This is a genomic window from Bacteroidota bacterium, assembly GCA_020402865.1.
In the GTDB taxonomy this organism is placed as follows: Bacteria; Bacteroidota; Bacteroidia; order Palsa-965; family Palsa-965.
The window spans coordinates 163391-185584 of the sequence record JADBYT010000026.1; the positions used below are offsets into that span (position 1 = coordinate 163391).

At 49.5% G+C, this 22194-nt stretch carries 19 protein-coding genes; 10 read left to right on the top strand and 9 right to left on the bottom strand.

The genetic code is table 11. The features are described 5' to 3' along the window. Positions 1 to 8: 8 nt before the first annotated feature. Positions 9 to 1457 (bottom strand): carboxylesterase family protein, encoded by a 1449-nt coding sequence (locus IM638_16815; GenBank protein ID MCA6364699.1) that lies wholly within the window; start codon positions 1455 to 1457, stop codon positions 9 to 11. 147 nt (positions 1458 to 1604) lie between these two features. On the opposite strand from IM638_16815, the gene IM638_16820 reads away from it, so the two are divergent. From IM638_16820 to IM638_16835, 4 genes are all read left to right on the top strand, one after another. Then, a complete protein-coding gene (locus tag IM638_16820; protein MCA6364700.1) occupies positions 1605 to 3815 on the top strand; it encodes a tetratricopeptide repeat protein in 2211 nt (736 codons plus the stop codon). Positions 3816 to 3845: 30 nt separating this feature from the next. Beyond that, a complete protein-coding gene (locus IM638_16825) occupies positions 3846 to 5573 on the top strand; it encodes a carbamoyl transferase (GenBank protein ID MCA6364701.1) in 1728 nt (575 codons plus the stop codon). 36 nt (positions 5574 to 5609) lie between these two features. Continuing rightward, positions 5610 to 6290, top strand: coding sequence for a DUF2459 domain-containing protein (locus IM638_16830; GenBank protein ID MCA6364702.1), 681 nt, complete (start codon positions 5610 to 5612; stop codon positions 6288 to 6290). A gap of 324 nt (positions 6291 to 6614) precedes the next feature. After that, on the top strand, positions 6615 to 7562 hold the full coding sequence (locus IM638_16835) for a nuclear transport factor 2 family protein (protein ID MCA6364703.1): 948 nt from the start codon (positions 6615 to 6617) through the stop codon (positions 7560 to 7562). Between the two features lie 97 nt (positions 7563 to 7659). On the opposite strand, the gene IM638_16840 is transcribed toward IM638_16835, so the two are convergent. The 7 genes from IM638_16840 to IM638_16870 form a co-directional block, all read right to left on the bottom strand. Beyond that, the gene (locus tag IM638_16840; protein ID MCA6364704.1) at positions 7660 to 8379 is read right to left on the bottom strand and encodes a response regulator transcription factor; all 720 of its coding nucleotides are present in this window, start codon (positions 8377 to 8379) and stop codon (positions 7660 to 7662) included. Next, a complete protein-coding gene (locus IM638_16845) occupies positions 8376 to 9437 on the bottom strand; it encodes a histidine kinase (protein ID MCA6364705.1) in 1062 nt (353 codons plus the stop codon). The genes IM638_16840 and IM638_16845 overlap by 4 nt, the downstream gene beginning before the upstream one ends. A gap of 6 nt (positions 9438 to 9443) precedes the next feature. Further along, positions 9444 to 11300 (bottom strand): peptidase M61, encoded by a 1857-nt coding sequence (locus IM638_16850; GenBank protein ID MCA6364706.1) that lies wholly within the window; start codon positions 11298 to 11300, stop codon positions 9444 to 9446. Positions 11301 to 11323: 23 nt separating this feature from the next. Continuing rightward, positions 11324 to 12343: a CPBP family intramembrane metalloprotease gene (locus IM638_16855; protein MCA6364707.1), complete on the bottom strand. Its 1020-nt coding sequence runs from the start codon at positions 12341 to 12343 to the stop codon at positions 11324 to 11326. Between the two features lie 86 nt (positions 12344 to 12429). Continuing rightward, positions 12430 to 12900, bottom strand: coding sequence for a peptidylprolyl isomerase (locus tag IM638_16860; protein MCA6364708.1), 471 nt, complete (start codon positions 12898 to 12900; stop codon positions 12430 to 12432). 201 nt (positions 12901 to 13101) lie between these two features. Beyond that, entirely contained in the window at positions 13102 to 13875 is a 774-nt protein-coding gene (locus IM638_16865; GenBank protein MCA6364709.1) for an alpha/beta fold hydrolase, read from the bottom strand. Positions 13876 to 13913: 38 nt separating this feature from the next. Further along, a complete protein-coding gene (locus IM638_16870) occupies positions 13914 to 14708 on the bottom strand; it encodes a thymidylate synthase (GenBank protein ID MCA6364710.1) in 795 nt (264 codons plus the stop codon). Positions 14709 to 14823: 115 nt separating this feature from the next. Between IM638_16870 and IM638_16875 the strand changes: the two genes are divergently transcribed. The 5 genes from IM638_16875 to IM638_16895 all read left to right on the top strand — a co-directional run bounded on the left by IM638_16875 (position 14824) and on the right by IM638_16895 (position 20735). Next, a complete protein-coding gene (locus IM638_16875) occupies positions 14824 to 15438 on the top strand; it encodes a hypothetical protein (protein ID MCA6364711.1) in 615 nt (204 codons plus the stop codon). Between the two features lie 144 nt (positions 15439 to 15582). Next, the gene (locus IM638_16880; protein ID MCA6364712.1) at positions 15583 to 17529 is read left to right on the top strand and encodes an amino acid permease; all 1947 of its coding nucleotides are present in this window, start codon (positions 15583 to 15585) and stop codon (positions 17527 to 17529) included. Between the two features lie 4 nt (positions 17530 to 17533). Next, positions 17534 to 18310, top strand: coding sequence for an SDR family oxidoreductase (locus tag IM638_16885; GenBank protein MCA6364713.1), 777 nt, complete (start codon positions 17534 to 17536; stop codon positions 18308 to 18310). Next, positions 18307 to 19965, top strand: a complete 1659-nt coding sequence (locus tag IM638_16890; protein ID MCA6364714.1) for an amidohydrolase — start codon at positions 18307 to 18309, stop codon at positions 19963 to 19965. Before IM638_16885 ends, IM638_16890 begins: the two co-directional genes overlap by 4 nt. A gap of 17 nt (positions 19966 to 19982) precedes the next feature. Next, a complete protein-coding gene (locus IM638_16895; GenBank protein MCA6364715.1) occupies positions 19983 to 20735 on the top strand; it encodes a hypothetical protein in 753 nt (250 codons plus the stop codon). A gap of 17 nt (positions 20736 to 20752) precedes the next feature. Here IM638_16895 and IM638_16900 read toward each other — a convergent pair whose 3' ends face one another. Further along, a complete protein-coding gene (locus IM638_16900) occupies positions 20753 to 21109 on the bottom strand; it encodes a VOC family protein (protein ID MCA6364716.1) in 357 nt (118 codons plus the stop codon). A 294-nt stretch (positions 21110 to 21403) separates the two neighbouring features. Here IM638_16900 and IM638_16905 point away from each other — a divergent pair, with 294 nt between their 5' ends. Beyond that, positions 21404 to 22054, top strand: coding sequence for a hypothetical protein (locus tag IM638_16905; protein MCA6364717.1), 651 nt, complete (start codon positions 21404 to 21406; stop codon positions 22052 to 22054). Positions 22055 to 22194: the final 140 nt, after the last annotated feature.

Genomic DNA, 22194 nt, shown 5'->3' on the forward strand with positions numbered 1-22194 from the left:
CGCCCATGTTAATGTACAACGCGCTGCACCAGTGTTTGTCCGCTTGCGGAGGAGATGTGCAGCAGATATATGCCCTGCGGCAGGGCAGCCTGCACCGGCAGCCGGTTACGTCCGGGCAGCAGTGTGCCCCGCAGCTGTTCGCGCCCTGCTATGTCGGTAAGTGTAAATGTGGCGGGCGCGGGGCTTTGCAAATCGGCCTCAAGCACATCGGTAAACGGATTGGGGAATACATTTACCGCAAAGCCGCTTGTTGCTGCAGCCGGCATACCTACTGATACATTGCCGGTATCGCACACCGGAAATGTGCTTACGTAGCCGGCAAAGAAGGTAGCCAGGTTGGTTTCGCGCAGCAGGGCATTGTCGTAGGCATGGCAGGGATTGTTTACCTGATCGAGGCAGCTGCCGGGGCCTATCCAGTAGTTGAACGGAAAATTGGTGGTGGTGAAATTGTTCTGAATGGTGTAGCCGTAATTGTTTGCGGTGTTGAGGTTGCTGATTGCGCGGCTGCCCCTTACCACCGGGGTGTTGCTGATGCCGAAGCAGCCGTAGCCGTTGGTAAAGCACCAGTTCAGATACTGATACACGCGGCCTTGGTCTATGGGTACAATCGGGTCGCAGGGCTGGTGGAAGGAGAAAATGGCCGGAGCCGGGTTGCTTGCACTTCGATATTGCAAAAGATCAGTAAGCATGCCGCCGAAAATATTGCCCACACCTTTTATCGTGTATTGCACCGTAGTGGGTTCAATACTCCCGTCGGGCGGCCCCAGATCAGGCCGGGCTACCGAGGGCAGGCTGAATGTTTGCGTGGCATTGTACGAGCAGGTGAGCGTGGACGCGTGCGGATTAGGCGCTGCCGCTATGGCACCCGTGGGCGATGGTTTTTCGATGAGTGTGTCCATTAGTGCCACACCAAGTGCAATAAAAGCGCCGGCGCTTTCGCCCATAACAAATACATTGGCAGTATCAATACGATAAAACTGATTGCGGTTAATCATATAACGCAGCGCACCTTTGGCATCCTGTATGCCGCGGTAATAGGCCCTGTACCATTCGGCCGTGTCGGTGGCAAACACGCAACTGTAATTCGGGTAGTTGCAGGTGCGGGCAGTATCGTCGCTCACAAAACCAAGCCGGTAATTGATGTTGGCCGTGACATAGCCGCGTTTGGCAAATTCCTTACTCAGGTATGTGACAGAAGGATCGTTTTTGCTTCCTTCAATAAATGCACCACCGTGAATAATCAGCAACAGCGGCCGCCTCGAAATCTGCTGCGGATCGTTGCAACGCGGTGTATAAATATCCATCCGCAACGAATCTGTACCTCCGTTGAAATTAGTAGCCGTGCCGTAAAATACATTGTATGTACTATCGTACGTATATTTTTTGTCGATCCACTGCTGCGCGTGAACCGACAAGTTAATCAGCAGCAAAGCAATGCAGGTAATTATGTATTTCATGAGATTTATTGGTTTTGCAGATGTAAGGGCATATCTAATTTAAAAAAATATTCATCAGAATAACTAGCGTTTTTTTAGTAATTCATTGCAAAATAGGGGAATAAGCGGATGTACAATAGTCCATTAAATTTTTATCTTCACAGCATTATGACACCCTCCAGTCTCCCCAAATCAAGAACGCTGCTTCAGCCTTTGTTTATGGCTGCTGCCACAGTGGTTTTGCTGCTTACTTTTTTTGCATACTCGCAGCATTTCAATAATCCCTTTCAGTTCGACGATTCGCACACCATTGAATACAACATGTCGATCCGCGACATGAGTAATCTTCCTTCCTTTTTTACCGATGCGGCCACATTCAGCACCAATCCGGCCAACCGTGCGTGGCGGCCGGGTGTAACCACGCTTAATGCCCTGAATACAGCCATGAGCGGTGGTGTGCCCAAACCGTTCTGGTTTCATGTAACCATTTTCAGCGGATTTATTTTGCTGGGCGTGCTTATTTTTTTCATGGTGCATCATTTGCTTCGGGAGTCGTTTCCTGCATTCAATGGCTTGCATTGGGCTGCGCTTGGAGCCACCGGTTTGTTCTGGCTGCACACAGCCAATGCCGAAACCATCAACTACATTATCTCGCGCTCCGATGCCGGTTCTACACTTATGATTGTGGCTGGTCTTTTCCTGTTTATGCGTTGGGAAAAAGCACGTAACAATTATTTGTTTGTAGTGCCGTTTATGCTGGGTTTTCTGATTAAAGAACCCGCTGTAATGGCTGTGCCGCTGCTGGTAGTGTATCTCTGGCTTTACGGCGCAGGCGAAAATACCTTGCGCAAACAATGGGTGAAACTGGCAGTGGCAATGGCTGTGCTGGTGGTGATGTTTCTGATTTCGCGGGTGTTTACACCACCTTCATGGACATCGGGCGGAGGGAGCTGGTATGCGTATTTGTTTACGCAGTTTTTTGTAATTGTACATTACTTCAATACGTTTTTCCTGCCGGTCAATCTCAGCGCCGATACCGACTGGGGACTAGTGCCGGGTGCGGGCGATGACCGGGTGCTGGCTGGTTTGTTTATTATCGGGGTATTGCTGTTTGTGGCCTGGCGTTGTTCAAAACAAAAGGAAACGCGCGGCATTACGTTCGGGCTGCTCTGGTTTTTTCTGGCACTTGCGCCCACATCAAGTGTAATGCCGTTTGCCGAAGTGCTGAACGATCACCGCACTTATTTTCCGTATATCGGGTTAATTATTGCGCTTGTTTCGGCGGTGGTAGCTTTGCTGAATAAGTATGAGACCAGTGCCAAAATTGCCACGCTGCGCTACGGTGCGGTGGGCATGTTTGCCGTGCTTCTGCTGGCACACACGTTCGGTACATATCATCGTTGTCACGTATGGGGCAGTGCTGAAACGCTCTGGAAAGATGCAACGGAGAAAAGTCCGGGCAACGGTCGCGCATGGATGAATTATGGTTTGGCGCTAATGAGTAAAGGTGATATTGCGGGTGCCGAAATACAGTTTGCCGAAGCCTTGCGTCTTTCGCCGTATTACTCGTATGCCAACATCAATATGGCTATAGTGAAACAGCGGCAGGGCAATACGGTAATGGCCGATACGCTTTACGAACGCGCATTGCGTTATGCGCCAAACGATGCCGAATCGTACAACAACTATGCCTGGCATTTGTACAACACCGGCCGCAATGAACGTGCCGCAAAACTTGCCGAAGCGGGCCTGAAACTCAGTGCCAATCACGAAAGCCTCAACAACCTCTACGCCATTCTGGGCAAAGGAAGTAACACGGTGCTTTCGCCCGAAGCCTTGCTTACCAAAAGTCTCGGCCTTTACAACAGCGGTAATTACCGTGGCTGCATTTCTGCCGCACAGGAAGCCATAAAGCAACGCCCCGATTACTCGCTGGCCTGGAACAATGTGAGTGCAGGCTACATCAAGCTTGGCCTTTTCGACAGCGCCATTGTGGCCGGGAAGCGGGCTGTGGAGCTTGATGCCACAAATGCACAGGCTAAAGGCAATATGGATTTTGCGTTGCAGCAGAAAAAACTTTTTGCCGATAAAGAGGCCGCGTTAAAACAAAAGCCCACACACGACGGCTGGATTCAGCTTAGCCTCGACTGGTTTAATGCGGGTAATTTTACAAACTCGGTTTATGCTGCCGAACAGGCCATTGCCCTCGATCCGAAAAGTTATATTGCATACAACAATGTGTGCGCTGCCCACAACCGCCTCGGAAACTGGAACGCCGCCATTGAAGCCGGAGATAAGGCGCTGCAGCTAAAGCCCGACTGGGAACTGGCAAAAAACAACCTTGCTGAAGCGAAACGCGGTTTGGCAAAGGCCAAATAATTTAGAACTCCCAAGCACTCACAACCTCTTATGAACATACTCGGTTTCAACTGCTACGGTCACGATTCTGCTGCTGCACTTATTGTGGATGATAAGGTAGTTTTTGCAGTGGAAGAAGAACGCCTGAACCGGAAAAAACATTTTGGCGGCGTACCCGAACATGCCATTCGCGCCTGTCTTGATCATGCCGGCCTGCAGCTTGCCGATATTGACCATGTGGCGTTTTTCTGGAAACCTTCCATTTCGTACGCCAAGATTCCGGTTTACCTGTTTAAGTTCTGGAACAAAGTGCCGGCGCTGATGCGCGAGCAACGTTCGTTTTCGGTGGAAGAAAATCTGGGCATGCTCAATTACCTGCGCGATATGCGACGCTTGCCGGAAAAGCTCAAGGAACTGTTTCCCGAATCGCGTCCGGCAAAGTTTAAGTTTCATACGTTGGAACACCATCTCTGCCACGCCGCCAGTGCTTACTACTGCACACCTTACGAAGATGCGGCCATACTTACACTTGATGGTGCCGGCGAGTGGAGCACCGTGCTACGCGCACATGCCAAAGGAAATACAATTCAGAAATTAGGCACGGTGGATACGCCGTATTCGTTAGGTGCTTTTTATCAGGCCGTGTCGCGCCACCTCGGTTTTAAACTTATTGAAGGGCCCGGAAAACTGATGGGCCTTGCTTCTTACGGTAAGCACGATAGTGAAGTGTATGAGCAAATGCGCAAAATCGTTACACTTACCGACGATGGCGGCTTTACATTCGATATGTCGTGGCTGAGTTATCACTACACACGCAAAACCGGTGTTACCAAAAAATTTACCGATGCATTCGGCCCTTCAAAAACCGAAGGCCGGGACTGGAGCGAGCATGAGCTGAATGTAGCCGCAGCAGCGCAGCATATTGTGGAAGACGTAATTCTGCACATGGCCCGCGTACTTAAAAAGCAAACAGGTTCAGATACACTGTGCATGGCCGGTGGAGTGGCGCTGAACAGTGTAACCAACGGACTCATTGCCAAAGAAGGTTTGTTTAAAAACATCTTTGTGCAACCGGCCGCCGGCGATTCGGGTACGGCTTTGGGTGCGGCGCTTTACCTTAATCACGGTGTATTTAAGCGGCCGCGCAAATGGGTTATGGATACTGCTTTTCTCGGTCCATCGTATGATGATGCACGCTATGAAAAAGCGGTAAAAGCCTGCGGATTGCCCTACGAAAAAATGGACGACCCCTACACCTTTGCGGCAAAGAAACTGGCAGAAGGTAATATTCTGGCCTGGTTTCAGGGCCGCATGGAATTCGGGCCGCGCGCATTGGGCAACCGGAGCATCCTCGCCAGTCCGCTGGTGGCCGATATGAAAGCCATTCTCAACGCACGCGTAAAATTCCGCGAAGGATTCCGCCCCTTTGCCGCCATTGTGCTTGAAGAAAGCTGCGGCACCTATTTCGACAGTGATTTCCCGAATCCGTATATGCTTTTCGTTTACAATGTGCGGCCTGAGTATCTCAATAAACTTCCGGCCATTACACACGTCGATAACAGCGTGCGCATACAAACCGTAAACCAAACCGAAAACCCCGAAATGCGTCGCCTGCTCGAAGCCTTTCAGAAGGAAACCGGCTACTCCGTACTCGTAAATACGTCATTCAATATCAAAGGTGAGCCCATTGTAGCTACGCCCGAAGATGCTGTGCGCAGTTTCGCCGAGGCTGATATGGATTATCTGGTAATCGGAAATTACGTGGTGCGGAAGAAATAAGCAGGCCGCAGATTGCGTTTTTATGCAAAAACATACATGCGAAAAATAATGCTTAAAGCGGCATGGCTGTTTACTGATTTGCTTGCCTTGCCGCTGGCTTATTTCTGTTATGCGTTTATCGCATCAGCTATTCCTGTTAATGCTTCGCACGTTCAGCCCGAAACAGGTATAACCATTTACATTCACAGCAACGGCTTTCATACCGATCTTATTCTGCCGGTTGAAGAAACCACCACGCAAACCAATTGGCTCGAACTGTTTGACGATTCGCTGCTGCAACGCAAACACCGCAATGCAAAATGGATGGCTGCAGGCTGGGGCGATGAAGGCTTTTACCTTGATTCGTATAACAATACATTTCCCGGTTTTGGTACTTGCTGCAATGCGTTGCTCGTGCCCTCGCCTTCGTTGCTGCACGTAGCGTTTTATGAGCATGGTTTTTCACGAACCGCGCGCTGCCGGCCGGTAAAACTTCGCACAAATGAATACGCGCTGTTTTGTAAATTTATCCGGCAAACCTTCGTGTGCAATGCGCAGGGGCGTGCTCATCCCATTTCATCGCCCGGTTATTGGGAATATGATTATTTCTTTCGGGCCAATGGAAGCTATCATCTTTTTCAAACCTGCAACGACTGGACAAACGATTGTTTGAAAAGCAGTGGTTTGAAAGCTCCGCTCAAAGCACCTTTTGACAGGTTTGTTCTTCAGTACTATTAATTTTGATTAGGTGCTTTACGCTCAGCTTATTGAAACAAAACGATTAGGTGATTACACGTTTCAAACTGAAAATCATCGTTAATAATCGTTGATAAAAAGTATGTATGGTGAGGAAACAACCTACGTTTGATCCGTTCACCAAATTAGAGCCTGTTTAAAATTTGTTTTTGAGCTTTGTGTTGAGCGGATTTTTCCTCAGACAAGGCGTGTTTTGCAGGCGATCCTTGGAGAGGATCGACAAAAAACAGAACGCAGGATGAGGAAAAATGCGCCGAAACAAAGCCAAAGGATGAATTTTAAACAGGCTCTTATATTCACGCTATTATGAAATACATATTTCGGTTCATTCCGGTACTTGCACTTTTTCTGCTTTCATTTTCTCCCGATCAGACAAAGAGCGACGAAGAACAAATTAAACAGGTTGTAAACTCATTTATGCATTGTTTTGAAGTAAAAGACAGCGCCGCATTTTATTCTCTTTTTCACGAAGATCCGGTAGTATGGGTTGGAATTACAAAGGAGAATACACTGATGAAATACAGAAAGAAAAATCCGAAAGAACCTGATTTCTTTTCTGACAGTTATCAAACCTTCTATAGTTCAATCACACCTCAGGAAAAAGAAGCTGAGAAATTTTACAATCTGGTTATTCATCATGATGAATGTATTGCCTCGGTTACGTTTGATTACAGTTTCTGGAAGAACGGTAAGCCGTTAAATTGGGGGAAAGAAAGCTGGGCATTAATTAAAGTAAATGGTCAGTGGAAAATTACAAGTGTTGTATTTTCATACGAGGAGGAAAATGTGAGAAAGGAGAAGAAGGGGATGGCGCTGAAAGGGGATGAAGAAGCAGAACTCCGTAAAGTGATTGATGAGTTTGCTGATTGTATGGTAAAGAAAGACAGTGCGCGTTTTTGCAAACTTTTTCACGAAGATCCTGTTACCTGGGTGGGTGTATATAAAGCGAAATCATACGCTAAAAAATTAGAGAAGGACAGCGCCCTGAGTCAATGGTACAGTAATGGTTATCGTTCCTTTGCACATTCATTAACCAAAAAAAATCCCGTTGAAGAGAAATTTGAAAACATCAATATTACATACGATGAAAATCTTGCAGCCATCACCTTCGATTACAGTTACTGGGCTGCCGGCACAAAACGTAACTGGGGAAAAGAAAGCTGGATACTGATTAAAACCAACGGCCAATGGAAAATTACCAGCGTAATTTACTCAGTAGAATATGAATCCGTTACACCTGAACCCCGGCGATAATTACAAAAGAGATCATCTTGAATACTAATGCCGATAATATTCACCCGAGCAATTCATCCGTAACCTGTCCTCCCGAGCGGAGTAGAGGGAAGACAGGTTACAAACTCATCATTTCCTTCAGTTTCACGGCCTGACGGCGCGAAATTTCAACCTGCTCACCACCTTTCAGTTTTACGAGGAGCCCGCCGTTGAACCAGTTTTCAATACCTTCCACCCAGTGCAGGTTGATGATGTGCTTTCGGCTGGCACGGAAGAAAACCTTTGTACTCAACCGTTCATCGAGGTAGTTGAGTGAGCGGAGGATGAGTGGCTTATAGTTGTTGAAATAGATGCGCACATAGTTTCCTTCCGACTCAAACAAGCGTACATCGCCGAGTTTTACAAACCAGCATTTCTCACCGTCTTTTACAAATACCTGATCGGTTTCGTTAAGCACATTGTTTCTTTCGGGCGCGTTGCTGTTTTCGTGCAGACGCGAGGTGAGTTTGCGGATTGTGTCTGACAAACGTGCGGGTTGCACGGGTTTGAGCAGGTAATCGAGTGCGCTTACTTCAAAAGCGCGTATGGCATACTCATCATGTGCGGTAACGAAAACGACTTCGGGCACAAATGAAATTTCTTCGAGCAGTTCAAAACCGTTTTTGCCGGGCATTTGTATGTCGAGGAAAACCACATCGGGTTTAAGCTGCTGAATGGTTTCTATTGCGGACACCGCATCGCCGCATTCGCCGGCAATTTCAATTCCGGGATAAGAACTGAGCAGGCTTTTCAGTTCCTGACGCGCGAGGCGTTCATCGTCAACAATTAATACTTTCATGCGCTTAGTTGTTTGGGCAGATACAATGTTGTAATTACAGTTTCATCGGAGCCGCTGCCAATTTCGAAGCGGGCGCGGCCGTTGTAAAGCAGTTGCAGGCGTTCGTAGGTATTGCGCAAACCGAATCCGGATTCGGGTGTGGCATCAGGTTTCCAGGTGCCGGAGTTCACAATGCGAATGTGCAGGCCATTTTCATCGCTGCGGGCATTCACTTCTATCCGGCCGCCTTTGGCTAATTTGGCAATACCGTGTTTAATGCCGTTTTCTACCAGTGTTTGAACCATCATTGGAGGCACAAAAATATTTTCGCAGCCAGCTTCAATGTGCAGCGAGTATTGTAAACGCTCTTCAAAACGTGCCGTTTCAAGTGCAAGGTAATTGCGTATGGCCTCCACTTCCTGTTCAAACGGAATTACCTTTTGCTTTCCCATTTGGAGCGTGGTGCGCAGCAAGCCCGAAAGCTGTGTCACGGCATCGCGTGCCCGCTGCGGATCTTCGTCAACCAATGCGCGTATGGAATTGAGCGCATTGAACATGAAATGCGGATTAAGCTGTGCCTTGAGGCGGTTGAGCTCGGTTTCGCGCATGGCTGCTTCCCAGCGCAGGTTGCGTATTTCGGTTTGCCGCGCATGTTCGAGATAATGCACGGTGAAGTAAATGAGCGACCAAAGCAAGAAGAAAAATGAAAAGTTGAGCAGCCCGGTAAAAAGCCCGGTCAAGTTTTCGGGTATGCCCGAATTGCCCACCAGCAAAATGCGAAACAGCAAATGCAGCAGCTGCATGGGTACCGCCATGAGCAGAATGACGCCCAGCATGCGCGGAATAACTTGTACAAGTGGCAGGCGCAGCCAGTTGCGGCGAATAATTACTGTGCGCAGCGATTGGGTAAGCGAAATACCCAGCAGCCAGAGCAGCAAAAGCTCAACCGCAATGGCGGGCCGGAACCTGTCGGCAAGCACCAGATACACGGCATTGAGAACGGCATACACCGACCAGCCGCCCAACTGAAAAACCCAGTAGAGCTGCTTACGGTTTATGCGTATGCCGGCTGCTTCCATACACGGTTAGCGGTTAATCCACGATTTGCGCAGCTTGAGCTGGGCCGGAGTGGCATCGTTGGAAGGCGTGAGCACATGGCGGCGGTTTACCTCTACCGGATGCATACGTCCTTTGAGTTTCACTGTATAGGAGCTGCCGTCTTCGCGCTCACGACGAACCTTCATCTTTATTTTGTAGCCAGGCTTGGTCATCGCCTTTTCTACAAAACTGCCAAGCACAGCAGCCGCATTATTGAGCGTTACTTTTTTTCCATTTACCGATAAGATCTCATCGCCGCGCTGATAACCCATTTCACGCGCAAATGCGTTGGGCTCTTCCGGAAACAACACCAGCCGTCCGCGGTCGTCAACCATCAACCCGTAACCACCAAACGGTGTGAGTGCCTGCGCCTTTACTTTCTTCTCATACCCGATTCCTACCGCCGCAAACACTTCTTCAAACGGCAGCGGTTCGTTTCCGGCCACATATCGCTTAAAGAAATCGCCGATTTCAGGATAGGTCATTGCCGTGATAATCTGAAAAAGCGAATCATCAGGAAACGATTTATCCTTGCCGAACCGTTTCGACAAATCGCGCATGAGTTCCTGCGTACCATAGGTGCCGCCCGAAAGTTGCAGCAGTTTAATATCAAGACACATAGCAATGAGTGCGCCTTTCTGATACACGTTGCCGTATTGTTCTTCGTGTTTATCAAGCACCCCTTTGCTCATGGTGGTAAAGGGTAATTCATCGTCGTAGCGCGCGGTAGAGGTAACCATTTTCTGACGCATCACGGCCAGAAAATCATCCATGCTCATAGAGCCATATTTCACCTGCACATGTTGCGCCGAATACTCGGTGAGTCCTTCGTACAGCCATAGGTGCTGCGACATCTGCGGCTTATTGAAATCAAAATCGCCGATTTGCTCAGAATGGATGTTGAGCGGAGTAACGATGTGAAAAAACTCATGCGCCGCTACATCTTTTATCATTTGCGCTATGTCTTGCGGCTTTTCTTCATGCAGCGCATAGAACGATGAGTATGAATGTTCGAGCGCCCCCATTGACCCCGATTTAAATCCTACCTGCGGATCAGTAAGGTAAATGATAAAGGCGTAGTTGTTTACCGGAAGTGTGCCGCCGAGGTACTGCCGCTGCTGATCGAGCAGAATGCGCAAACTATCGGCCACAAATTGTGCACTCACTAGTTTTTTTGGCGAATACACCGAGATAAGTACATCGGTATTGCCCACCAGTAGGTGTGTGGTGTCGGGGCGACAATACATCATCGGGCCATCAGCCAGATCCATGTAGTTCGCTACGTGGTAGGTGTCGGTGAGTTCGGTGCGGGTGACATCGTTAAGACCGGTAGCGCCGTAAAATCCGGGCGGGTGCGTAATGCTTACTTCGTAGCGCGAGCGCGTCAGGCCTTTGAAGTAGCCAAAGAAACCATGTGTGTTGATTACAAAATTTGTGTCGGCCTGAATGTTGGTGCCACCGGGTTCAAATACAAATGCCTTTTTCTGTGGCGTATCCCACGTGTCTTCTACATTGTAAGTGATTTTGTACAGCTTTTTCGCGTCGGTAATTGTCCACGAATTTTCGTTGCTGCGTTTCACCGGAAGTTTATTTTCCTGCGCATCATAAGCTTCAAAATCCCATACAAACCGCCCGAAATCATATACCGAGTATGTACCCGGCACCATTGCGGGCATCATGTAAACGGCTGTGTCGGATGCAATTTTGGGAGTAATCAGTTCAACCTTCAACTGATCGCGTTTTACATTACGCAAATCAACCGAAAACTGATAGCGGTCGGTTTGTATTTGTGCGGCTGCCTGAAGCACGAAGCAGAGCGAGAAAAATAATACAGCTTTTTTCATATATCGTGTATTGAGCGATCGGATTAATGCCAGCGGAAAAGTTTATCGGTTTTCCATTTGTAGCGCCACCAGAGAAATGCAATTACCACAGTCATTACAATCAGGTAACTGATGTTTTCTGCGGCCATATTCATTTCGCCCACACTGCGCCAGATAGTACTCGATTGGATGGCACTGTCTGACGAAGTAATTACCACTGCGCCAAACAGGTTGTTGATGAAGTGCATGCCCATTGCCAGTTCAAGCCCTTCATCGAGCACGGTAATTACACCAAACAAAATGGCAGGCAGCAAATATTGCGGCAGCACGGCAAGCCGCCCGTATTTAGCCGCTTCGGGATTAAACATGTGCATGCCGGCAAAAATGAGTGAGGTAATTATGATGCCCCACACCGGGCTTTTGGTGGCCTGAGCAAAACCCTGAAGCAAGTTTCCGCGCATGAAAAATTCTTCGAACCAGGTTTGAACCGGGAGCAGCAATATGGCTACCACAAAGGAAGGAATGAAGTCTTTTACACTGAATGAATAAACCACTTCATCGGGCTTGCTTGCCATATTCACCGCCAGCATTACAGCCATTAAACCACCCCAAAGCGTGAGACCGGTAATGAAGCGTTCGCGGCGGAATTTCGGGTGGCCTGTAACAATACTCAGAAATTTTTTACGCTGCACTTTGGTTACGCCCAGCCAAAGCCCGGCCATGGCCACCACAAAAATGAACAGTGTGAGCGCAAGCACTAACCACGGTGGCTGATGAATTATTTCCGGGTTGAGCAGCTTTGAATTGATGTCGGGATCGGTGAGGTTTACGTATTTGTTTTTTATTGCGATAACGGCAATAAACAAAAACGGGATTTGTCCAAGCAAATATCCGCCCATGGCCAATGCACCGGTGGCGAGGTAAAAGCCAAACTTATTTCGGCCCTGAAGGCCGGCCTGCATGAATTTGTTGTATAGCACGGGCGCGGGTTCGGGCGCAGGTGCCTGCGAAGGCCAGTAAGGTGTTGCCGGCCCGTTTGGGGGGATGTGGTTTTCGTGTTCCATAACTCAGTACTGCAATACTAACGCAAAAAACCGGGCTTATGACCCGGTTTTCATACGAATTAAGTTACTGGTTAGATGACCGGTAATCAGGCATTACCGGCGGCATCGTCGTGAATGGTCACTTTTTCAATGCTGTCGCCTTCGCGAATCGAGTCGAGAATTTCGAGGCCGCTGGTTACTTTGCCAAAGCAGGTGTGTTTGCGGTCGAGGTGAGCGGTTTGCTGGCGGCTGAGTACCACAAAAAATTGTGAGCCGCCTGTGTTGGGGCCACGGTGCGCCATAGAGAGCACGCCACGATCGTGGTACTGGTTGCCGCCGGTAAGTTCGCAGGGAATGGTCCAGCCGGGGCCGCCTGTGCCGGGCATGCCGGTTGCGCCTTCGCGGGTGTTGGGGCATCCGCCCTGAATTACAAAGCCCGGAATTACGCGGTGCCATTTCAGGCCGTCGTAAAAGCCGCTTTTTGCCAGTTTCACAAAGTTGGCCACGTGTCCCGGAGCATCCTGCTCGTAGAAAGACACGGTGAGCGTGCCTTTGTTGGTTACAATATCTGCTGTCATATGTATAGTATGCGTGTTCGTATCTGGCGCGAAGATCGGTATTTTTTGCGGAGTAAAAGCAGGCGGGTTTTGCCTGTAAACGGCGGGAAATCAGAAATGCCTGCCGGGCATGTTACCCGGGCCTGCGCATATTTAATTATCTCTGCTGCGTATTTCTGATTGCTCAACTAAAATACGCACGTGTACTGGTTTCATTTGCAATTACAGTGCAAAATTGCGCACCGCCTCATAAAATGCATCAGGCTGGTTGGCGTGTACCCAATGGCCGGCATCGGCTATTGTAATAAGTTGCGAATGAGTGAAAAGCTGCGGAAGCTGCGCCGCATCCTCGTCGGTGACGTAATTTGATTTTGCGCCGCGTATAAAAAGCGTTTCAATTTCGCACGGAGCCGGTGTTTCGGTGGGCTCGGCCACAATGTGCATGTTTTGACTGATAACCGGGAGGTTGAAACGCCAGTCGAGCTGTTTACCGCCGCCGGGTAAATCGCGCCAGTAAAGATTTTTGAGCAGGAATTGTATGGTGCCTTCGTCGTGCAGGTGTGTGCGCAACACGGCTTCTGCATCCTTTCGCGATTCGAGCGCGGGCAGATTCACATCGAGCAGCGCAGCTACCACATCCTGCTGCCCCACCGGATAACGGCGCGGCGCAATATCAGCCACAATGAGTTTTGAAATGGCCATCGGATAATCAAGAGCGAGGCGCATGGCCGTTTTTCCGCCCATCGAATGCCCGAGCAACACCACATCATGCAGGCGCTCAGTACCGAAAAACTCAACCACATCATCGGCCATAGCTGTGTAGCTCCATTCATCGCTGTGCGGCGACTGCCCGTGATTGCGAAGGTCAAGTGTGTAAACGGTAAACTCGTCGGCCCAGCGTTTGGCCAGCGCTGCCCAGTTGTCGGAAATACCAAACAGTCCGTGCAAAACTACTAATGGCCGCCCGCTGCCTTGTTTGCGGTAGAAAAGTTGCATAGCGGGTGTAAAGGTCGTAAAGAATTAACTTCTATGCACTACACCGCCACAACCGCCTTAATATGCGGATGCGGATCATAGCCCTCCAGCACAAAATCCTCAAACTTAAACCCAAAAATATCGTTCACCTCCGGATTGATTTTCATCACCGGCAGTTTGCGGCATTCGCGGCTGAGCTGGAGTTTGGCTTGCTCAATGTGATTGCTGTAGAGGTGTGCATCGCCGAGGGTATGTACAAACTCGCCGGGCCGGAGGTTGCATACCTGCGCCACCATCATGGTGAGCAGGGCGTAGGAGGCTATGTTAAACGGCACGCCGAGGAAAATATCGGCGCTGCGCTGATAGAGCTGGCAGCTGAGTTTGCCATCGGCCACATAGAACTGGAAAAAGGCGTGGCAGGGTGGCAGTTTCATGTGTTCAATTTCGCCTACATTCCACGCACTCACAATCAGGCGGCGCGAATCAGGGTTACGGCGGATCTGGTCAATCACCTGCGTAATCTGGTCGATATGGCGGCCATCAGCCGTGGGCCACGAGCGCCACTGTGAGCCGTAAACCGGACCGAGATTACCGTTTTCGTCGGCCCATTCGTCCCAAATGCTTACGCCGTTTTCCTTGAGGTAGGCAATATTGGTATCGCCGCGCAGGAACCAGAGCAGCTCGTGTATGATGGAGCGCAGGTGCAGCTTTTTGGTAGTGACCACCGGAAAACCGTCCTGCAGGTTAAAACGCATCTGGTAGCCAAACACGCTGATGGTGCCTGTGCCTGTGCGGTCGGTTTTCACAGCGCCGTGATCAAGCACGTGCTGCATAAGCTGGTGATACTGCTGCATAGCCGGGAAAATTGGTTGTACAAAGTTACGGCAGGGCAGGGAAGGGCAAAACCGGGTTTTTCAGATTTTATTAACGGGTGATTTTCACCCGGCCAATTCCGTTATTATTGTATTCATGCCAAACCGGTTTTTCCTGTTTCTTATCCTGTGGTTCACTGCCGGAAATGTGGTTGCTCAGCAGCCTTTTTTCGACTCCCTTGCGCTGGCAAAGCGCGGCATCAGGCAAATTGTGGTGCTTTCCGACTATAAAGATCCCGACAGTTCCTCGGTGCGGGTGTTTGATACCTTACAGGTGGCTCAGTTTGGCCGGATGCAGACGTATCCGCTGGCTCAGGTGGCGGTGGCTTTTACATCCGAAATGAAAGAACCCGGCAGCAACGTGCTTATTGAAACGCGCAACGCAAACACCGGAAAAACCGATTTTACCGAGGTTACACATTATCCCGCCCAGCAGCTCATTATTGCCATCGAACAAAAAAATCTGCCTACTGATTCGGCATGGAAATTATCCCGCAACTGCCCCCATCATCCTGCTGATTCCATTATTTACCGCTACGATAATCAACAACGGCTTACCGACAAAACGGTGTATCGTAAAAATAAACTCATTACCCGCGAAACATATACATACAGCCGAAGCGGATTGCCCGAAACCGCGGCCATATATGATCCGAAGTTTTTGCTTTCGCCCGAAGGAACCTGTGTGCGAAAGTATGTGTATCTGAAGTAACTGGAAAATCAGAACCAGCTATACGGATAAACAAATTACCGCATTGCCGGCCCCGGGGGGATAACCTCTTTTTCGAGCCATTCTCACCCCTTTATTTTATTACATTTGCCAGAGCCTGAAACCAAAGCAGGCAGCAACTCCTACATGGCATTCAAAGATTTATTCCGAAAAAAATCGGTTACTCAAATCCTGAAACAGGTTGAGCTTGAAGGAAGCGACGGCCACGGCGGCACACTTTCCAAGCATCTTGGCGTGCGCGATCTTACTGCGCTGGGCATTGCGGCCATTATTGGCGCCGGAATTTTTACCACCATCGGTAAAGCCAGTTTTGATGGCGGGCCGGGTGTAATTTTCCTGTTCCTCTTTACCGCCATTGCCTGCGGTTTTGCCGCGTTTGCCTACGCCGAATTTGCCTCCATGCTGCCGGTATCGGGCAGTGCATATACCTATTCCTACGTAGCCTTTGGTGAGTTATTTGCCTGGATTATCGGCTGGGCGTTGATTATGGAATATGCCATTGGCAATATAGCCGTGGCCATTGGCTGGTCGGGCTACTTTACCTCGCTGCTGGAAAGCGGAGGCATTCATTTACCCGCCTGGCTTACTACCGATGTATTTACCGCACACAAAGGCTTTAACGAAGCCATGGCTGCACTCTCGTCGGGCAGCATTGCCTCACCGGCCGCGCTCGAAGGCGGTTTGCGCGAGGCTTATCTCGCCTGGACTGAATGCCCGAAAATTTTTGGCCTGCACATTATTTTCGATGCGCCGGCGGTGCTTATTGTGGGGCTCATTACCTGGCTCGTGTACCGGGGTATTAAAGAATCGCGCAATGCCAGCAATGCGATGGTTATTATTAAGCTGGCCATTATTCTGCTGGTTATTGCAGTGGGCATATTTTATGTGGATACCGATAACTGGGATCCGTTTGCCCCCAACGGCATTACGGGCATTCTCAAGGGCGTATCGGCGGTGTTCTTTGCCTACATTGGTTTTGATGCCATTTCTACTACAGCCGAAGAATGCAAGGATCCGCAACGCGATTTGCCGCGTGGCATGATGTGGGCCATTGTAATCTGCACCGTGCTTTATGTGCTCATTGCGCTGGTGCTTACCGGCATGGTAAGTTTCGAAAAACTTAATGTGGACGATCCGCTGGCTTTTGTGTTTCAGGAACTTGACCTGAAATGGCTGTCAGGTATTATTGCCGTAAGCGCCATTGTGGCCATGGCCAGCGTGTTGCTGGTGTTTCAGCTAGGCCAGCCGCGCATCTGGATGAGCATGAGCCGCGATGGTTTGCTGCCCAAACGTTTTGCCAAACTGCACCCGCGTTTCAAAACACCGTCGTTTGCCACTATCGTAGCTGGCCTTATTGTAGGCGGCGGCGTGCTGTTTATGAACCTGAGCTTTGTAACCGACCTCACCAGCATTGGAACCCTGTTTGCATTTGTGCTGGTGTGTGCCGGTGTGCTGCGCCTTGAAACGCTGCCCGATGCACCTCGCGGAAAATTCCGCACACCTTACTTCAACTCGCAGTTTGTAGTGCCGGTGCTGGTGGTGCTTTCCATTGTGCTCACGTTCATGTTTGCCAAAGAAGGCACCATGGATTTTCTAAGCAGCCGCACGCTTAATACCGATACAGAAGCACTCACCAAGGCAATTGTGCAAAACGGCAAGGAGGCCGAAGTACGCAACTTCCTCGCATCAGAAATCAAACTCGCTCCCGAATCGTTTGATACTTCATCCACCGCAGGTTTACTCAACGGTCTTTCAGACAATACGCGCCATGATGTAATACGCCGCCTGCCGGTTGATTATTCCTTGAAATATCAAAGCGGGCTGGGTGTGTTTGCACACAACATACCCATGTGGATTTTTATCCTCATTACCTTCTTCATTTCCTACCGGTGTGTAATGAAAAAACTTTCACTCATTCCGGTGCTCGGCCTGCTCTCGTGTTTGTATATGATGGCACAGATTCCCATTCACCAGTGGCTTTGGTTTACGGTGTGGCTGGTAATTGGTCTGGTCATTTACTTCAACTACGGCCGCAAGCACAGTCGTTTGGCGCAGGCTAATAACGCGGCTTAATTGTATGGCAGCAACAAAAAAAACAATACTGATTACCGGCGCATCAGCCGGTTTTGGAAAAGCCACTGCCGAGTTGTTTGCGGCCAATGGCTGGAACATCATCATTACCGGCCGCCGCAAAGTACGTCTCGAACTGCTCGAAAGGCAGCTCCGCGAAAAGTTTGGAGTGAATGTACTTTCGCTGGCGTTTGACGTACGCAATGCGGCTGATGTGAAAACCGTGTTCGGCAATTTACCTGCGGAGTGGAACAGCATTGATGTGCTGGTAAATAATGCCGGACTTGCTGCCGGACTTGCGCCGGTGCAGGAGGGTAGTCTCGACGACTGGGAGCAGATGATTGATACCAATGTGAAAGGGTTGCTGTATGTAACCCGTGCAGTGGCACCACTTATGCAAAGCCGTAAGCAAGGGCACATTGTAAACATTGGTTCCATTGCAGGTAAGGAAGTGTATGCCAACGGCAATGTGTATTGTGCCACCAAACATGCGGTTGACGCGCTTACCAAAGCCATGCGTATTGATTTGCTTCCGCATCATATTAAGGTTACACAAATTGCGCCCGGCATGGCCGAAACCGAGTTTTCTCTGGTACGTTTCAAGGGCGATGAGCAGCGGGCAAAAACGGTGTATGCCGGATTGCAGCCGCTTACTGCCGAAGATATTGCCGAAACTATTTTCTGGGTCGTAAACCGCCCGGCGCATGTAAACATCAACGACATGGTGATTATGCCTGCTGCACAGGCCAATTCCACCACGGTAAACCGACATTCTCAGACATGATGCGTTTTGCTTTCGTACTCGCGGCAGCCTTGCTGTGGGCCGGTTGCGGCCGGTCGCTGAAAAAGGCTGATCTTATTGTATATAATGCTAAGGTATATACAATGGATGGCGGACTTGCCGTGCTCGAAAGTTTTGCCGTGAAAGACGGGCGCATTACTGCGGTGGGCACAAACGAAAGTATTGCGGCGGTGTTTGAATCTGACTCGATGCTTGACGCACAGGGGAAAGTAATTTTACCCGGACTCATTGATGCACATGCGCATTTTACCGGCTATGGGTTGGGTTTGCAGGAATGTGATCTGGTGGGAACCACCTCATTTGCGGATGTGCTGCAGCGCGTAAAAACTTATTCAGCCACCAGTCGCCGCGAGTGGATAATCGGGCGCGGCTGGGATCAGAACGACTGGCCATCGAAAACCTATCCTGACCGTGCGCAGCTTGATTCGCTTTTTCCGCGTACACCCGTATTGCTGCAACGTATAGACGGGCATGCGGCGCTTGCTAATGGTGAAGCGTTGCGCCGCGCAGGCATACGCGATACACTCACCATGAACGGTGGCGAACTGTTGCGTCGTGAAGATGGTTCGCTTACCGGTGTGCTCATTGATAATGCCGTGGAGCTTGTGCAGCGTGTGGTACCTGCGCCAAATGATGAAGTTACGCGTAAGGCCCTGCTTACTGCACAGGCCAACTGTGTAGAGGCCGGACTGACTTCGGTAACTGATGCCGGGTTGCTCAAAAAAGACATTGATGCAATCGACAAACTGCACAAGAGCGGCGAACTGAAACTACGTGTGTATGCCATGCTCAGCGACAGTGCGCCAAACTACACGCACTATCTTGCTTCGGGACCGTATATTACCGACCGGCTCATTGTGCGTTCGTTTAAATTTTACGGCGATGGTGCGCTGGGTTCGCGCGGGGCGTGCTTGCTGAATGATTACAGCGATTTGCCCGGCCACCGTGGCTTTTTACTGCGGACGCGAAAACATTACGAAGAAAAATTCCGCAAGGTGGCTGCCAAAGGTTTTCAGGTAAACACACATTGCATCGGCGATTCGGCTGCGCGTATGACGTTGCGGCTTTATGCCTCATTGCTGGAAGATACACTGCTCGTAAAAGACAAAGCCGCACAACGCTGGCGTATTGAACACGCGCAGGTTGTACAGCCGGCTGATCTGCACTGGTTCAAAGACTACGGCATTATTCCCTCCATGCAGCCCACACACGCCACCAGCGATATGTACTGGGCGGCCGACAGGCTGGGTGATGTGCGCGTGCGCTGGGCGTATGCGCTTAATGCATTGCGCAAAAGCGCAGGAACGGTTGCGCTCGGCACCGATTTCCCGGTAGAGCAAATCAGCCCCTGGCTTACCCTCCACGCCGCCGTGGTGCGCACCGATGCAAAAGGCTTTCCCGCCGGCGGCTACCAGAAAGAAAACGCACTCAGCCGCACCGATGCATTGCTTGGCATGACCCGCTGGGCTGCATACGCCGAGTTTGCAGAAAATGAAAAAGGAAGCATTGCCGCTGGCCGCTTTGCCGACTTTATCATTATCGACACCGACCCTATGACCTGTCCCGAATCAAAACTGGCTGGCATTCAGGTGCTGGCTACCTACATTCAGGGACAAAAAGTTTATCAGCGCAAATGACCCGTTGCCTCTCCCTATTGTTCGCACTCATCCCCCTGCTTGTGCAAGCCCGTTCGGGCAGTTTGTTCACCCGCACCGCACCGCCTGATTTTGCGCGGCGAACCTATGCATTCAGCTATGCAGGCGGACCAGTAGTTTCATTCTTTCGCACGGATACACGAGAGAGTAAGCAAGCCAAACCGTTGCCCGGCTTTACCGGCATGTTTCGTATGCACTTTTTCCCCTCATCATCATTTCATATACAAATCGGCATGGAGCTCATGTCGCAGGCATGCAGTTTTGATACGTATTATTTCGCGCCCGGCCATTCGGTGTTTTACGACAGCAGCTACAACTATAATCACCGCCTGCGCACACTTGAGTTGTATGTGCCCATTATGTTCCGCGCCGGCCTTACCAGCAACGAGGCCAATGCCACGTCTATTTTATATCTGCTTGGTGGCTATGCCCCTAAAGTATTCCTCGGCAGCACAACCGATGTATCAAAAGTAAATGGAGGCGGCGTGTGGGGTGGTTCCACACAGCTTACGTTTGAAAACTGGTTTATCGGAAACCAAACCGGTAACGTAATCATGGCCGGACTCGGACTTGATAAGCGTATCAAAACATCGGAGAAATTTATTTCGTTTGAGCTGTTATTCCGCTACAACCTTTCGCGCTTTATTTACACCGGCCGAATTGATACCAATGAGTTGCTGATAAAGAATTCGTGCCTTTCGCTGCAGATCGGTTATCGTTTTGAAGGTGCGAAAGCCAAGCGTGGGTATTAAAATAAGCAATAACTTACTCACACCTCCTGCCCGAATGTAAGCAGGTTGTGATCAGGATCGAGTACCGAAAATTCCTTTTGCCCCCAGGGCTGTATTTTTAATTGTCCGCCGGGATGTATGGCAACATTGCGGCTTTTCAGCGTTTCGTACAAACTCACCACATCATCGGTGCGGATATAAATCTGACCATAATTTTCGGTTGGGTTGAGTGTGGGGTGAGAAAAGAAATGAAGCTGAACCTTGTCTTTCTCCACTATCAGATAATTTTCGTAATCAGCCGCACTACTATCTGTAAAGCCAAGCTGCTGCGTATAGAATTCTTTTGTAACTGATTTACTGCGCATGGGCAGTTTAGGATTTACCTGTGTGAGCATACGTAACTGTTTTTGCAAAGGTTGTTTTTTTTGTGGAAAGCGTAGCTTGACCAGAATCAAGAAATGCATCAGACACTGTTTTGTGTGATTTTTTTAGTGATTTCTTAACCCGGATCAATGACCGGCCCTGCTGGCAGAAATACTTTTGACGCCGGAATTCTAAAACAAAACAGTATGAAAATTATTCTTAATCTAATTCCTTCCCTAATTGTGAGTGTTATGGGAATTACTCTCAATGCGCAACAACATGAGCCTTTGGCTGAGTCATTGATTGCAAAAAAAACAAATCCTGTAATGAATACGGCCGGCCATTTTCGCTCATCTCCGTCATTTCATCAAACTCCTGCGCAGGCGTTCGCTGGTCAGAAAACCTCATCGGTGCGTGAGCGCCGAGGCGCCGGAGCTTTTTTTTACTTCAATGCTTTCCGGCAAGTGAGTGGCCTGAAGCCCAAAATGAATATCCAAAAACTATTTACAGCGAATACCATGCACATGCAGCAAAATGAAATACAGCTTGGCCTGCGTGCCAACGAAACCGAACCGTTTATTAAGAATCGTCGCAATATTTACAGCGGACTTTGGGCTTTCGCCACACTCAATTACCTCTACGCCGATATTGCGGGATTAATGGATGCCAACATGCTGGCTCAGTATCAGTCCGGAACAGTGGGCGGAATGCGTATTACGCCGGGCTTTCTTACCGCAGCGGCATGTTTCATGCAGGTGCCTATTGCCAACGTGTTTCTTCCGCAGGTAATTAAAAACGAACGCACACTGCGTTGGGTACAAATTGCTTCCGGTGCGTTTATGACTCTGGCGCAATCGGCAACGCTGTTTATGGGCAAACCGTCGCCGTATTATGCCGTTTTTTCCGCCTTTGAAATTGCAGCTACTGCATATATTACGATTGACGCGATTCGCTGGAAGCCGGCAGTGAAAAGGTAAGAGGCTGTTCAAATTTCATCCTTCGGCTTTGTTATGGTGAATTTTTCCCCATCCTGCGTTGCATTTCTTGTCGATACGCTCTAAGTATCGCCTGCGAAAAGCGCCTTGTCTGAGAAAAAATCCACTCATAACAAATCTCA

Coding starts and splice junctions, on each gene's coding strand:
- IM638_16850 (MCA6364706.1), bottom strand. CDS start 11,300: ATGAAAAAAGCTGTATTATTTTTCTCGCTCTGCTTCGTGCTTCAGGCA.
- IM638_16835 (MCA6364703.1), top strand. CDS start 6,615: ATGAAATACATATTTCGGTTCATTCCGGTACTTGCACTTTTTCTGCTT.
- IM638_16905 (MCA6364717.1), top strand. CDS start 21,404: ATGAATACGGCCGGCCATTTTCGCTCATCTCCGTCATTTCATCAAACT.
- IM638_16820 (MCA6364700.1), top strand. CDS start 1,605: ATGACACCCTCCAGTCTCCCCAAATCAAGAACGCTGCTTCAGCCTTTG.
- IM638_16865 (MCA6364709.1), bottom strand. CDS start 13,875: ATGCAACTTTTCTACCGCAAACAAGGCAGCGGGCGGCCATTAGTAGTT.
- IM638_16830 (MCA6364702.1), top strand. CDS start 5,610: ATGCGAAAAATAATGCTTAAAGCGGCATGGCTGTTTACTGATTTGCTT.
- IM638_16825 (MCA6364701.1), top strand. CDS start 3,846: ATGAACATACTCGGTTTCAACTGCTACGGTCACGATTCTGCTGCTGCA.
- IM638_16880 (MCA6364712.1), top strand. CDS start 15,583: ATGGCATTCAAAGATTTATTCCGAAAAAAATCGGTTACTCAAATCCTG.
- IM638_16815 (MCA6364699.1), bottom strand. CDS start 1,457: ATGAAATACATAATTACCTGCATTGCTTTGCTGCTGATTAACTTGTCG.
- IM638_16855 (MCA6364707.1), bottom strand. CDS start 12,343: ATGGAACACGAAAACCACATCCCCCCAAACGGGCCGGCAACACCTTAC.
- IM638_16840 (MCA6364704.1), bottom strand. CDS start 8,379: ATGAAAGTATTAATTGTTGACGATGAACGCCTCGCGCGTCAGGAACTG.
- IM638_16875 (MCA6364711.1), top strand. CDS start 14,824: ATGCCAAACCGGTTTTTCCTGTTTCTTATCCTGTGGTTCACTGCCGGA.
- IM638_16890 (MCA6364714.1), top strand. CDS start 18,307: ATGATGCGTTTTGCTTTCGTACTCGCGGCAGCCTTGCTGTGGGCCGGT.
- IM638_16900 (MCA6364716.1), bottom strand. CDS start 21,109: ATGCTCACACAGGTAAATCCTAAACTGCCCATGCGCAGTAAATCAGTT.
- IM638_16885 (MCA6364713.1), top strand. CDS start 17,534: ATGGCAGCAACAAAAAAAACAATACTGATTACCGGCGCATCAGCCGGT.
- IM638_16845 (MCA6364705.1), bottom strand. CDS start 9,437: ATGGAAGCAGCCGGCATACGCATAAACCGTAAGCAGCTCTACTGGGTT.
- IM638_16870 (MCA6364710.1), bottom strand. CDS start 14,708: ATGCAGCAGTATCACCAGCTTATGCAGCACGTGCTTGATCACGGCGCT.
- IM638_16860 (MCA6364708.1), bottom strand. CDS start 12,900: ATGACAGCAGATATTGTAACCAACAAAGGCACGCTCACCGTGTCTTTC.